This window comes from Pontibacter ruber (assembly GCF_023630205.1).
Taxonomy (GTDB): domain Bacteria; phylum Bacteroidota; class Bacteroidia; order Cytophagales; family Hymenobacteraceae; genus Pontibacter; species Pontibacter ruber.
Map to the genome: position 1 here is coordinate 897,746 of NZ_JALPRR010000001.1, position 12,049 is coordinate 909,794.

Genomic DNA, 12,049 nt, shown 5'->3' on the forward strand with positions numbered 1-12,049 from the left:
TTGCATAAAGAGCGTTGTAGGTGTTTATCCACGGTCTCATCTTATATAACTAAAGATGCGCCGCAGGGCGGCAGGATTGGGTTTCTAAACGAGAAGAAACAATTTTTAGTTGTTCTGTAAAGGCGCGCCCGGGCAAGGTTGGCAAAAGGTGAGAAAGACGGCCTGAAAACAGCCTTATTAACAAAAAAACCGTTTTGCCGTAACCGCAAGTGACTGTATACTTCAAGCATACCTTTATACCTGCTGCCGGTGCTTAAACAAGTGCAGCGTTTCTTCAACAAAACCGGGAGCAGAAGCTAAACTAACATGGAAGATCAAGACATCATCCGGCAAGCCAGTGAATATGTATTCAAGCTTTTCAAAGAAAAGCTTTCCAAGAAACTGGTTTACCATAACTACAAACATACTTTCGAGACGGCCAGCGAGGCACAGGAACTGGGCCGGATGCACCGGTTAAAAGAAGCCGAACTGCAGGACCTGGCGCTGGCAGCCTGGTTTCATGATACAGGGTATACCAACACCTACGACGGCCACGAAGAGGAAAGCGTACTGATCGCAACCGAATGGCTGGCAGCACACAACTACCCGGAGGAGCGCATCCGGCTTGTCAACGATTGCATCAGGGCCACCAAACATAACACCCAGCCAGAAACCCTGCTGCAGGAAATACTGGTAGATGCTGACATGTCAAACATCGGCAAGCCTACTTTCTTTTCGACCGCCGAGCTGCTGCGCGTGGAATGGGAGATCTTCCAGGACAGGTTCTTTACCGACCATGAATGGGCGCAGTTTCAGCTCGACTTCTTACTTTCGACCTCCTTTTATACCAGCCAGGCACAACACAAGTATGCCGAGCAGCTTGGCCTAAACATACAGGAACAGCACAACCGCCTGAGCAAGGAGAAAAAGAAGCAAAAGAAAAAAGGCAAGGAGCAGCGCGAAACACTCGCTCAGCCCAAACGCGGTATCGAAACAATGTTCCGCAATACCTACCGCACGCACCTGAACCTAAGCGCGATCGCAGACAACAAAGCCAACATGATGATCAGCCTCAACGCCATCATTATGTCGGTCATCATCACGTATCTCAGCGCCAAATCTTCTGTAATCGGTACTGAGTTTGCTCAGCATCGTACGCTCATTATCCCGATCGGCACTTTGCTGCTTACCACGCTGGGGTCGGTTATTTTTGCCATTATATCGGCGCAGCCGGAAGTTACCAGCCTGTCGCCCAAAAAGAAGAAGAACCAGCTCGTAGACCGTAAACTGAACCTGCTTTTCTTCGGTAACTTTACCCGCATACCGCTTGATGATTTCCAGCGGGGCATGACCGAGATCATGCGCGACAAGAAATCGCTTTACAACAACATGATCACAGACATTTATTACCTGGGTGAGGTGCTGGACCGCAAGTATAAGCTGCTGCGTGTTTCTTACTCGATCTTTATGGTGGGGCTGGTACTTACCGTAATCGCATTCGTGATTGCCACGGTTTCTTACTAAGAAAATGTAAGCGCTGCTGTACCCGGCATAGACAGCGGTATTCTGACAGATTGCTTGTATAACGGCCGGATTTACTTTAAATTCGCCCTGATTTCAGGCAAGTATCCGGCCTCGTAGTTCAATGGATAGAATAGGAGTTTCCTAAACTTTTGATCCCAGTTCGATTCTGGGCGAGGCCACAAGTATAAAAATCCCGCTCTCTGCCTCAGGAGCGGGATTTTATTTTTTAGCTCTACAAAGCCCGATACATAACAAAGTGCGTACCGGAGCCAAATATTGGTTTATTTTATTGTTAACGCAGAATATCGTACCCGAATTCTGAATAAAATTGGATACCTTTGCTTAACTTGTACCAGCCTTTGAGCTGCGGGTGGGAATTTTATTTATGAAGCGAACTCTATTTCTTCTTCTTATACTTGTCTCCGTTACAGGATGCCAGAAAGACAAACGCATCATTGAAAGCGATATGTCTGAAGCTACTGTCGCCAGCGAAACAGGTATAGCAGCTCCGCTTCCTTCGGATGTTCTCTCCACTACAAAATCATTGGTGAGCGGCGATTTTTACAGAAGCCCTGATTTTAAATCTCAAAAAATAGCCAGCTTCGACACCTCGCAGCTTATCCACGTACTCGATACAACGAACGCCCTGTTTATAAAGGCAAGAATGCAGAAAGATTCTGCTTCCGTTACCGGCTTTGTTTCAAAAGCCATACTTCCGGAATAAACTCCCGGCTTCCACCAACCAGCATCTACTCTTACTCTATCTTTTTCAGAGCTGCCGTTCCGGCCAGCCTGCTATACTTTCTGCACGGGTGCTGTAAACAGAAAAGCCCACCAACACAAGGGCCGCGGGCTTCTCAAATCACAAACTATGAAAACACACCTTAAACTTTACTTGCCAGAAGTTTTGCCTGTAGCAGTTTCCGGCAAGCTGTTGCTGCATATTCTACCTGTTTGACTTCCACCACTGCCTAAGGTTTAAGCCATCATTCATAAATATTAAAATAAAAAGACGGCCCGTCTGAGCCGTCTTTTTAGGTATAAATAGGTATGATTAAAACTGAATTTGCTCGCGCAGGTACGTTTCGTTGCCATCGCCCTTCACCTGCATATCCACTTTTACCTGTGGCCCGCTCCAGTCGAAGTGCAGCACACCAAAATTTAATTTAGCTATCATAGGGCCAACACGGTAGCGGTTTGGCTCCTCCACAAAGGTTCCGGTCCAGGTATGGGTAAGGCCGCTGCTGGTAACCTCGTATAACGGATAGCTGATGCCGGGGTAGTTTGTTCTAGATATCTCGGCAATGTGGCGGTCGCCGCTGAGCAGGATAACGCCCTGTGCTTTGGTAGAGGCGATCAGGTTGAGCAGGCGCTTGCGGGCAGCCGGGAAGTTGGCCCATTTCTCAAAAGCATGTTCTTCGGGCAGCACCTGTATGCCGTTGCCGATGATGTGCACTTTTGCCGTGCTGTTGCGCAGTTCGTTTTCCAGCCATTTCCACTGCTCCTCGCCCAGCACATCGCCTGTCTGGTTTACCTGGTATATTTTATTAATGCGCAGCAGCGAGTCACGGTTAAACCGGCTGTCGAGCATGATCACTTTTACCTGCCTGTCTTTCGGCCCGTAGGTATGGGCGCTGTAAACGCCTTGCTGCTTACGGCGGGGACTGTTTGCCGGTTCGCCTACAAAATTCCAGAACAGATCGGCACTCTTCTGCTTCATTCTGTACTCTTTGCCGGCATCGTTCCTGCCATAATCATGGTCATCCCAGGTGCCTACTACTTTGGCTGTAGCCACTAGTTTCTGGTATTCCGGCTGCTGCTGCACCACAGCATACTTCTTCTGCAGCACGTTCATGTCATCAGAGTCGCCATAGATATTATCGCCCAGCCACACCCACAGCTGCGGTTTGTTGTTGAGGATGTCGTCCCACAGCGGCTGCGGCAGATCCTGACGGTTGCAGGAGCCAAAGGCGATGGTGGTAAGCGGAGACTCAGTTTCGGAGGTAGCTGCAGGCTTGTGGCAGGCACTGAGTAGCAGCATTAGCCCAAGCAAGAGGCGAAGTGGCCGGAGGGTGATCATACTTGATAAACGTGGTTTGTTTCTGCGGCAAAGATATGCATAAACTTGTGTTGCACGACACGCAGCCATGTTTAAACAGCAAATGCGGCAGCCCCGAAAGGAACTGCCGCATTTGCTTACTTAAGCCTGATTTTTATTTTATAACAACACGCTTCACAGCACTAAAGTTATCTGTTTCCAGCTTCACATAGTACAGGCCTTTGGCCACCGCAAGCTTGTTCAGATCTACGGTTGTAGAGAAATGGGCATCTGTATTGGTTAACGTTTCGTGGTATATCTCGTTACCAATTACGTTCAGGATGCGCAGGTCTGCGGTTTTTGCCTCGAGCTTAGAAAGTGATATGGTAAAGACCCCGTTGCTGGGGTTTGGGTAAATAGAAATTTCCTGATCATCCTGTCCTTCGGTCTGGGGCTTTGCCTTTTCGGCTTGTTCCACCTGGCCAACAACAGGCCCCCGGGCCTGTGCCTGCACCACGAGCACTGACAAACAGGTAATCAAAGAAAGTATAAATTGCTTCATATGCAGTTAGTTACGCTTACACTTTATCTTACAAAAGTCGTTCCATTAGTAGAACGGCTAGCACTTAAATTTGTTCAAGCATTATACAGTATAAATCAGTGATATTCACAAAATATTTCTAAACCGGGACTTGCACTATACCAATAAATATAATTTAAATACAAAGTTGCAGGATGTAGTAATAATCGGAGGAGGACTGGCCGGCCTGGTCAGCGCGATTGGCCTGGCAAATAAGGGCCTGTCGGTAGTGGTGGTCGAGAAAAAGTCGTACCCCTTACACAGGGTGTGCGGAGAGTATGTTTCCAATGAGGTGCTGCCCTTTCTTCAGGGTCTGGGTGCGGATGTATCGGTGCTCCAACCGGCCCGCATCAATCGCTTTATGCTTTCATCCCCCAAAGGCGCAACGCTGGAGGCCAAATTGGATTTAGGCGGTTTTGGCATCAGCCGCTATACGCTGGATCACTTTCTTTTCCAGCTTGCCCAGGCACGCGGTACTACGTTCAAGCTAAACACAGCGGTGCAAAAAATTTCTTTTGAGGATGATCTTTTTACTGTCACCTTGTCTGATGGCAGCGACATAAGGGCCGCTGTAGTACTGGGCGCCTATGGCAAGCGCTCCAACCTCGACCGCCAGTTACAACGCCCCTTCTTCACGTCCCGCTCCCCTTACCTGGGTGTGAAGTATCACCTGAAGTATGATTTCCGGAAAGATACCATTGCCCTGCACAATTTCCGGGATGGGTACGCCGGCATATCAGCCGTGGAAAACGACCGCTATTGTTTTTGTTATCTCACCACCCGCCAGAACCTTCGCCAGCATACTTCTATCCCGGCTATGGAGCGGGCCATACTTTATCAAAATCCATTTCTAAGGCAAATCTTTGAAGAAGCCGAGTTTCTGTATGAGCAACCGGAGGTGATCAATGAAATTTCCTTTGCTACCAAAAACTGCGTGGAGAACCATATGCTCATGTGCGGCGATGCGGCCGGCATGATCACGCCCCTCTGCGGCAACGGCATGGCAATGGCCATACACGCCGGTAAAATTGCAACAGAGCACGTGCTGCATTACTTTGAAAACGGGCGTAACCGCCAGCTGCTGGAGCAAAACTATACCCATGCCTGGAAAAAGCAGTTTGAGCAACGGCTGACGCTAGGCCGCACGGTGCAGCATCTTTTTGGCAGCCCTGTGCTTTCCGAAATGGCAGTTGGGGTGCTCAGGCACGTTCCGGCTGCTGTGCAACTGCTCATGCGCCAGACACACGGGCAACCTTTTTAGTATAGCGTGGTTTATATCTTATCTGCTGCTGCCTGCGTAGTTAAGGGCGTGTTTCATTTGTCGTGTTTCGTGTTTTGGCTTACCAACATGCCGCTATACGTTTCGCGCACTTCACCCACTGCTACTGCCCTGGCCTAAGCTACTGGCAAGCTGGTTTTCCGCTTTCCCTGAAACACGCCAACGAGAAAAGAACATGAAGAGCTACATATGCGCCATCGGCACTGCCAACCCGCCACACAAGATACCACAAATGCAGGTGGCCGATTTTATGGCAGCAGCTTTGCAGTTCGATGAGCAGCAGGCACGTAAGCTGAAAGCGCTTTACCGCGTGTCGGGCATCGGGCAGCGCTACAGTGTGCTGGAAGATTACACCCGCCCGAACGGTGCCTTCACTTTTTACCCCAACACCCCCGACCTGGAGCCTTTCCCTACCGTGCAGCAGCGCATGGAGCTGTACAAACAACACGCAGTAGAGCTGTCGGAAAATGCGGTACGCAACTGCCTGAGCCATACTTCCGGCGTAGCCCTGCAGGATCTGACCCACCTGATAACAGTAAGCTGCACCGGCATGTATGCCCCCGGTCTGGACATTGAGCTGGTGGAACGCCTGGGCCTGGCGTCGAATGTGCAGCGCACCGCTGTAAACTTTATGGGCTGCTACGCTGCCTTCAATGCCATCAAACTAGCCGATGCCATCTGCAAGGCAGATACTAAGGCGAAGGTAATGCTAGTGTGCACTGAGATCTGCACCATTCATTTTCAGAAGCATGCCGAGCCGGACCACCTGGTGTCAAACGCACTGTTTGGGGATGGCGCAGCAGCCGTACTCATGCAGGGGCAGCCCTGCCAGGAAGTGAGCCTGGAGCTGCAATCGTTTCACTGCGATTTGGCACCGGCCGGCAAGCGCGAAATGGCCTGGCACATCGGCGACACCGGCTTCGAAATGACGCTGTCTTCCTACGTACCGGACCTGATCAAATCGGGTATCCGGCAACTAACCGACCGGCTGCTGCAGGGGCTCAAAACCACCATTTCGGAAATAAAGCTGTACGCCATACACCCGGGAGGGCGCCGCATCCTGGAAGTGATCGAGCAGGAACTGGGCATGACACGCAACGATAACCGTTTTGCCTACCAGGTGCTGCAGGAGTTTGGCAACATGTCGTCGGCTACGGTGCTGTTTGTGCTGAAAGCCCTGATGGAATCGCTGACGAGAGCCGAGCAGAACGAACCGGTGCTGAGCTTTGCCTTTGGTCCCGGCCTTACCCTCGAATCCATGTTACTGAAAGTACACTATGCTGAAGCAGCGGTCTAACGAACCTGAGTTGATGGACGACCTCTCCTTGTCGGGCGAGGAGCTGCGCAAAAACCTGGAAGAGCTGGAAGTAATCAACCATTGGCTGGGCGGGCACAACGTGGTGCTCGATGCGTTGGACCAGCTTACCACTTCAGGTCATACTTTCTCCCAGCCGTTGCGCATTGCCGACATCGGCTGCGGCGGCGGCGACATGCTGCGGAAGATTGCGCAATGGGCAACCCGCAAAGGAGTACCTTTATCCCTGACAGGCATCGACGCCAACGATTTTATGGTGCAGTATGCGCGTCAGCGCTGCCACGCTTTTCCTGAGATTGCTATAGAGCAGCACGATGTTTTTTCAGAGGAGTTCCGGCAGGAGCAGTATGATGTCGTGGTCTGCAGTCTTTTCTGCCATCATTTCACGGATGCACAACTGGTGCAAATGTTCCGCCAGCTTTACGCGCAAGCCAACCTTGCGGTAATCGTAAATGATTTGCACCGGCATTGGTTTGCCTACTATTCCATCAAGTACATCACCGCCCTTTTCTCCGGATCAAGCCTGGTCAGGAATGATGCGCCGCTGTCGGTATGGCGTGCGTTTAAACGTCATGAATTACAAAAGCTGGTAAATCAGGCGCAGATCAGTAGGTATAAACTGCGGTGGATGTGGGCCTTCCGGTGGCAATTGCTGCTAAGCAAAGTATAGCTCTGTTTCCGAACATTTATACCTTAGGAAGGGTATAAATTATACTTACCAGAACCCCTTACCTCATGAGTAAAAGCACGCTTAATTTCTGGATCTTTTTCGTCATCTCGCTTATACTTTCTGCCGTCGCCATTGCCGTCTTTTTCAAAGTGGTCAAGGTGGTTATTTTCCTGATCCTGATGCTGGCCCTTGCGCCGGTCATCTACATCCTGCTCAAGTTGGTGTTTCCGGGCAGAAAGCCGGGAGATCGGGGCGACAAGCTGAAGATGCGGCACTAGGTTTATGCGTTAAAAGAAGATGTGCTGCGCCAGGCGGAAGGTGTTGGCGTGCGCCTCTACGATGTGCGCGATCTGCTGGGAATAGCCGCCGCCCATACTTACCGTAACCGGCAGGTTATTCCGGGAGCACAGCTCCAGCACAAGCCGGTCGCGCTCCTTGCAGCCTTCAATGCTCATGCCCAGTTTCCCGAGCTTGTCGGTAGCCAGCACATCCACCCCCGACTGAAAAAACACGAACTCCGGCTCTTGCTCCTGAAGCAGGCGCGGCAAGGTATCAGATAGCAGTTTCAGGTAAGTTTTGTCGTCGGTGCCTTCGGCCAGCGGTATGTCTAAGTCTGATTTCTCTTTATGGAACGGATAGTTGTGCCCGCAGTGCATACTGAAGGTAAACACCCGCGGCTCTTCCTGAAATATCTGCGCCGTGCCGTTTCCCTGGTGCACATCCAGGTCTACGACCAGTATCTTTTTTACATCTTTATACTTGAGCAGGAAATTGGCGGCAATGGCAATGTCGTTGAGCAGGCAAAAGCCCTCGCCCCTGTCGGTAAAGGCGTGGTGGGTGCCTCCGGCAATGTTCATCCCGATGCCATACTCCAGCGCAAACAACGAGGCCTGCAAGGTGCCGTTCATGATCACGACCTCGCGGTTGATGAGCTGCTCGGAATGTGGGAAACCGGTTTTCCTGATCTCGGAGGACGTGAGCTGCAGGTTGCTCAGCCGTTTCCAGTAGGTGGCGTCGTGGGTATCAAGTATGAATTGCTCGGAGAGCGGCTCCGGCGCAAACAGGTTATCTGTGGTGATGGTGCCTTCGTAAAGCAGTTGTTCGGGCAACAGGTCATACTTGGCCATCGGGAAGCGGTGACCTTCGGGCAGGGAGTGGGCGAAAACTTCGGTCCAGGCAATTTTCAACATAGCACAAAGCTAACAATTAAACGGCCGCCATAGTTTATGCTTTTCTGCCGCAGCAAACACGTACACCAAAGCACAACTAAAAGAGTGCAATTCAGGAAAGACACAAAAGGCTAATTGAAATATTCACAAAAGTGAATAAATACAGGACCAAGCCCTTAAATCGATCCGTTTTGATGGTTATACTTGTGGAAAACTGTGGATAACTTTGTTGATTACGACAGTTTATCCACGTCCGCTTGTGAATTTGCTGTTAATAGTGTCTAATTCACCTGTCATTATCCTATAACAGATTAATAAAGTATAAATACAGTAATATAGCCGTTTTTACACCAGTTTTAAGCAATTTGGGAGACTCAACTCCTTTCTGCCAGGCATTTCTTTCGGATAAGGCACAATTGCTGCCGGAACATTGTAACCTTCCTATATAGAATCCGCTATACACTCTCATATTTACTACAATACAATAATTCAGATCCTGAACAGGGAGCATCATACCCTGACCAACCAACTAAACCATCATGAAAAGATTATTTATACTTGTATTCCTGCTGGCAGTATCCACTGCGAGCTTTGCACAACTTGAGGGGCCCAATGCCCAGCCGGTAAACCATAACCTTCTAAACGGAAGCGACGCCACCAACGATGGTTTTGGCTTTAAAGGTGGAGCAAACTTCGCCAGCATGTCCGGCAGCGATAAAAACTTGCTGGGCAGCATCAGCGGCATTACGAGCTTCCATGCCGGTGCCTTCGCACAATTCGCCTTTAACAACTTTTTCTCGCTACAGCCGGAGGTACTGTATTCACGCAAAGGTTACGAGCGCAGCGACTCCACTTTCCGCTTCGACTACCTGGAGGTGCCGCTTTTAGCTGTCTTCAACATCACGCAAAACGTAAGCGTGCACTTCGGGCCGCAGGCAAGTGTAATGATATCAGCAAAAGAAGAAGACAAGGAGATTGACCTGGAGCCATTCAATACATTTGACTACGGGATAGCAGCCGGCGGAGAGGCGCGAATCAGCCGTTTCCGGCTGGGTGCACGCTACAACCTGGGCCTTGCCGACCTGCGGAACCAAGATACACTGGAGCAGAAAATAAACCAGGACATCAAGCACGGCGTGTTCCAGGTATACCTGAGCGTCGGCTTCTAAACCAACTTCCACCACCAATGCAAAAGGAGCCCATGAGGCTCCTTTTGCATTGGTACAAAGTCTAAAGCTCCAGTTTATACTTTGCAGCGCTTTTATAAAGAAGGATAATCGTACAAAACCGAAGCATTGTACCTGGAAAGCAGTGCCGCTTTGTAGGTTGAGCTGCTGATAAAAGTCCGAAACCTTCCCTTTCCGGCCTGTGTGATCAGAACAGACTATGGGCTAATCGTAAAGATCATCTTTAATAGGCGTACAAAAGGGATCTCACCTAAGGCTCTGACACATGACGGGGCAACAAAATAATTCATCCAATTGTAAACATAGGTTTAGGGATGACCATTAAACCGCAACGCTCTAAACTACAGACACATACTTCAAAACCAGCTGCCATACCTCCTCACCCGTGGTAACAAATTAGTACAGTTTTATGCTAAACTCACCCGCTGTACGTTCCTACACAAACCATTTAAGTACAAAATCATGAGAAAATACCTTTGCCTGCTACCCTTGCTGCTTTCCGGCTTTGCCGCCAGCGCACAGGGTAATGCCCTTCTGACTTTTAACCTGCGGCAGGCAGAGACGCTTCGAATAGGCATGCTGGTGCTGGGCTTATGGGCTATTCTTAACATTGTAGTAGGCAGCTTTAAGCTAACCAAGACCTCTCGTAGCAAGCGCTTCTTTCACCAGATGAACATTTACTGGAACATCGTGAACCTGTGCATTGCGGGTGCTTCGCTGTACTTTCTGATGTCGGAGGATGTAACGATACGAACATTGGCGGAGAGCGTACGCATGCATGCTTCTTATAAAAAGATACTCTACCTGGCCATCGGTCTTGATGCTGCCTTCATTATGTTGGGTTCCTACCTGGTGGAGCGCTCCCGTAACTCACCTAAAATTGAGCAGCTCCAGGGTTGGGGCCGATCCATTGTAATGCAGGGCGTGTTTCTGCTGATACTGGACGTGACGCTTGCTACGCTGCTGGAGCTGCCATCCGAACAACTCTTCCAACTGATCCGCTGATAAAAGAAAACAGCCGCCCCAGCTTTTACAGTTGAGGCGGCTGTTTTTATGCCTGGGTTGCTTAGCGGTCGTGACGGCCTTCGGCAAATTCCTCAATCATTTTACGATTGAAAGCAGGCAGATCGCCTGGGTTCCGGCTTGTTACCAGCCCGTTGTCTACTACTACTTCTTCGTCTACCCAGTCGGCGCCAGCATTTTTCAGGTCTGTTTTCAGCGTGTGGTAGCTGGTCATTCGGCGGCCTTTCACTTTACCGGTCTCTATCAGCGTCCAGGGGCCGTGGCAGATGGAAGCGACCGGCTTGCCTGCTTCCAGGAACTTGTTTACAAAGGCCACGGCATCTTTGTTGGCGCGCAGGTTATCGGGGTTCATTACGCCACCCGGCAACAAAAGCCCGTCGTAGTTATCGGCATTCACGTCGGCCAGGTGCTTGTCTACTTTAAAGGTCTCGCCCCACTCGGTATGGTTCCAGCCTTTGATCTCGTTCTTCTTGTTTGGCGAGATAAGGTGCGTTTCGGCTCCCTGCTCTTCCAGCGCCTTTCTCGGATCAGTCAGTTCTACCTGCTCAAATCCTTCTTCTACTAGTATCGCGATCTTCTTTCCTTGCAGTTTGTCAGCCATAGTTTATTTGTTTTGAGTTCTACATACGGTTGCCTTAAACTAACGCGCAGCGGGGAGAATGGTTAGCGGTACTTACCTCTTAGCTGATGCACCAAATGCATGAGTCAGCAGCTGGGCAGATTCTCGGCAAATTCCTATCTTTACCTACTCACAATACCACACCACCACAATCCGTTACCTTATTATGACTCAACGCCTTACTTTACTGTTTGCTATACTTGCACTTGTAATAGCTGCCTTTTCTACAGCATCCGCACAGGAAGTGAAAGTGGTGAAATTCGCAGAACTGGAGAAACTGCGACAGCAGCCGCACGATACGCTGTATGTAGTCAATTTCTGGGCGACCTGGTGCAAGCCCTGTATCAAGGAGCTGCCCTACTTTGAGGCGGTAAACAAGCAGTACCAGGGCCAGCCGGTGCAGGTGGTGCTGGTAAGTATGGATGCCCCGCAGGACCTGGAAAAGCGCGTGCACCCGTTTGTGCAGAAGCGGGCGCTGCAGTCGCGGTTGCTGCTGCTCGACGAAACGGACCCCAACAGCTGGATAGACCGGCTGGAGCCGAAATGGTCGGGGGCAATACCGGCTACCATGCTTTTCAACAACAAGCGCAAACAGTATGAGTTTGTAGAGCGTGAGCTCTCGGAGGAAGAACTGCAGAAACTGATTGTAAAGTATAAACCATAACC

General features: G+C 50.1%; 13 protein-coding genes and 1 tRNA gene. 10 read left to right on the plus strand and 4 right to left on the minus strand.

The features are described 5' to 3' along the window. Positions 1-306 precede the first annotated feature (306 nt). The 3 genes from MJ611_RS03955 to MJ611_RS03965 all read left to right on the plus strand — a co-directional run bounded on the left by MJ611_RS03955 (position 307) and on the right by MJ611_RS03965 (position 2,227). Positions 307-1,503: a Pycsar system effector family protein gene (locus tag MJ611_RS03955; RefSeq protein ID WP_250428169.1), complete on the plus strand. Its 1,197-nt coding sequence runs from the start codon at positions 307-309 to the stop codon at positions 1,501-1,503. A 107-nt stretch (positions 1,504-1,610) separates the two neighbouring features. Beyond that, positions 1,611-1,682 (plus strand) — tRNA-Arg (locus tag MJ611_RS03960). A gap of 206 nt (positions 1,683-1,888) precedes the next feature. Beyond that, positions 1,889-2,227, plus strand: a complete 339-nt coding sequence (locus tag MJ611_RS03965) for a lipoprotein (protein ID WP_250428171.1) — start codon at positions 1,889-1,891, stop codon at positions 2,225-2,227. A gap of 330 nt (positions 2,228-2,557) precedes the next feature. On the opposite strand, the gene MJ611_RS03970 is transcribed toward MJ611_RS03965, so the two are convergent. Both MJ611_RS03970 and MJ611_RS03975 read right to left on the minus strand, forming a co-directional pair. After that, positions 2,558-3,583 carry an alkaline phosphatase D family protein gene (locus MJ611_RS03970; protein WP_250428173.1) on the minus strand — a complete coding sequence of 342 codons (1,026 nt, stop codon included), beginning with the start codon at positions 3,581-3,583 and terminating at the stop codon, positions 2,558-2,560. Positions 3,584-3,716: 133 nt separating this feature from the next. Next, on the minus strand, positions 3,717-4,103 hold the full coding sequence (locus MJ611_RS03975) for a T9SS type A sorting domain-containing protein (RefSeq protein ID WP_250428174.1): 387 nt from the start codon (positions 4,101-4,103) through the stop codon (positions 3,717-3,719). Between the two features lie 112 nt (positions 4,104-4,215). On the opposite strand from MJ611_RS03975, the gene MJ611_RS03980 reads away from it, so the two are divergent. From MJ611_RS03980 to MJ611_RS03995, 4 genes are all read left to right on the plus strand, one after another. Further along, positions 4,216-5,382 (plus strand): NAD(P)/FAD-dependent oxidoreductase, encoded by a 1,167-nt coding sequence (locus MJ611_RS03980; protein WP_377496555.1) that lies wholly within the window; start codon positions 4,216-4,218, stop codon positions 5,380-5,382. Positions 5,383-5,575: 193 nt separating this feature from the next. After that, positions 5,576-6,697: a type III polyketide synthase gene (locus MJ611_RS03985; protein ID WP_250428178.1), complete on the plus strand. Its 1,122-nt coding sequence runs from the start codon at positions 5,576-5,578 to the stop codon at positions 6,695-6,697. After that, positions 6,678-7,385 (plus strand): methyltransferase domain-containing protein, encoded by a 708-nt coding sequence (locus MJ611_RS03990; protein WP_250428179.1) that lies wholly within the window; start codon positions 6,678-6,680, stop codon positions 7,383-7,385. The genes MJ611_RS03985 and MJ611_RS03990 overlap by 20 nt, the downstream gene beginning before the upstream one ends. Before the next feature lie 65 nt (positions 7,386-7,450). Further along, positions 7,451-7,663: a hypothetical protein gene (locus MJ611_RS03995; RefSeq protein ID WP_250428181.1), complete on the plus strand. Its 213-nt coding sequence runs from the start codon at positions 7,451-7,453 to the stop codon at positions 7,661-7,663. A gap of 9 nt (positions 7,664-7,672) precedes the next feature. Here MJ611_RS03995 and MJ611_RS04000 read toward each other — a convergent pair whose 3' ends face one another. After that, on the minus strand, positions 7,673-8,575 hold the full coding sequence (locus MJ611_RS04000) for a histone deacetylase family protein (RefSeq protein ID WP_250428183.1): 903 nt from the start codon (positions 8,573-8,575) through the stop codon (positions 7,673-7,675). Between the two features lie 518 nt (positions 8,576-9,093). On the opposite strand from MJ611_RS04000, the gene MJ611_RS04005 reads away from it, so the two are divergent. Together MJ611_RS04005 and MJ611_RS04010 are read left to right on the plus strand one after the other, a co-directional pair. Beyond that, positions 9,094-9,723: a porin family protein gene (locus MJ611_RS04005; protein WP_250428184.1), complete on the plus strand. Its 630-nt coding sequence runs from the start codon at positions 9,094-9,096 to the stop codon at positions 9,721-9,723. A 480-nt stretch (positions 9,724-10,203) separates the two neighbouring features. Next, complete coding sequence (locus MJ611_RS04010; protein ID WP_250428185.1) at positions 10,204-10,746, plus strand: DUF6992 family protein; 543 nt, start codon at positions 10,204-10,206, stop codon at positions 10,744-10,746. A gap of 61 nt (positions 10,747-10,807) precedes the next feature. On the opposite strand, the gene MJ611_RS04015 is transcribed toward MJ611_RS04010, so the two are convergent. Next, the gene (locus MJ611_RS04015; RefSeq protein ID WP_250428187.1) at positions 10,808-11,365 is read right to left on the minus strand and encodes a type 1 glutamine amidotransferase domain-containing protein; all 558 of its coding nucleotides are present in this window, start codon (positions 11,363-11,365) and stop codon (positions 10,808-10,810) included. 184 nt (positions 11,366-11,549) lie between these two features. Between MJ611_RS04015 and MJ611_RS04020 the strand changes: the two genes are divergently transcribed. Then, positions 11,550-12,047 carry a TlpA family protein disulfide reductase gene (locus MJ611_RS04020; RefSeq protein WP_250428189.1) on the plus strand — a complete coding sequence of 166 codons (498 nt, stop codon included), beginning with the start codon at positions 11,550-11,552 and terminating at the stop codon, positions 12,045-12,047. Positions 12,048-12,049: the final 2 nt, after the last annotated feature.

What these genes read in the sequence shown, in the direction of transcription:
- MJ611_RS03955 (WP_250428169.1), top strand. Translation starts at nt 307, where the DNA reads ATGGAAGATCAAGACATCATCCGGCAAGCCAGTGAATATGTATTCAAG.
- MJ611_RS03965 (WP_250428171.1), top strand. Translation starts at nt 1,889, where the DNA reads ATGAAGCGAACTCTATTTCTTCTTCTTATACTTGTCTCCGTTACAGGA.
- MJ611_RS03970 (WP_250428173.1), bottom strand. Translation starts at nt 3,583, where the DNA reads ATGATCACCCTCCGGCCACTTCGCCTCTTGCTTGGGCTAATGCTGCTA.
- MJ611_RS03975 (WP_250428174.1), bottom strand. Translation starts at nt 4,103, where the DNA reads ATGAAGCAATTTATACTTTCTTTGATTACCTGTTTGTCAGTGCTCGTG.
- MJ611_RS03985 (WP_250428178.1), top strand. Translation starts at nt 5,576, where the DNA reads ATGAAGAGCTACATATGCGCCATCGGCACTGCCAACCCGCCACACAAG.
- MJ611_RS03990 (WP_250428179.1), top strand. Translation starts at nt 6,678, where the DNA reads ATGCTGAAGCAGCGGTCTAACGAACCTGAGTTGATGGACGACCTCTCC.
- MJ611_RS03995 (WP_250428181.1), top strand. Translation starts at nt 7,451, where the DNA reads ATGAGTAAAAGCACGCTTAATTTCTGGATCTTTTTCGTCATCTCGCTT.
- MJ611_RS04000 (WP_250428183.1), bottom strand. Translation starts at nt 8,575, where the DNA reads ATGTTGAAAATTGCCTGGACCGAAGTTTTCGCCCACTCCCTGCCCGAA.
- MJ611_RS04005 (WP_250428184.1), top strand. Translation starts at nt 9,094, where the DNA reads ATGAAAAGATTATTTATACTTGTATTCCTGCTGGCAGTATCCACTGCG.
- MJ611_RS04010 (WP_250428185.1), top strand. Translation starts at nt 10,204, where the DNA reads ATGAGAAAATACCTTTGCCTGCTACCCTTGCTGCTTTCCGGCTTTGCC.
- MJ611_RS04015 (WP_250428187.1), bottom strand. Translation starts at nt 11,365, where the DNA reads ATGGCTGACAAACTGCAAGGAAAGAAGATCGCGATACTAGTAGAAGAA.
- MJ611_RS04020 (WP_250428189.1), top strand. Translation starts at nt 11,550, where the DNA reads ATGACTCAACGCCTTACTTTACTGTTTGCTATACTTGCACTTGTAATA.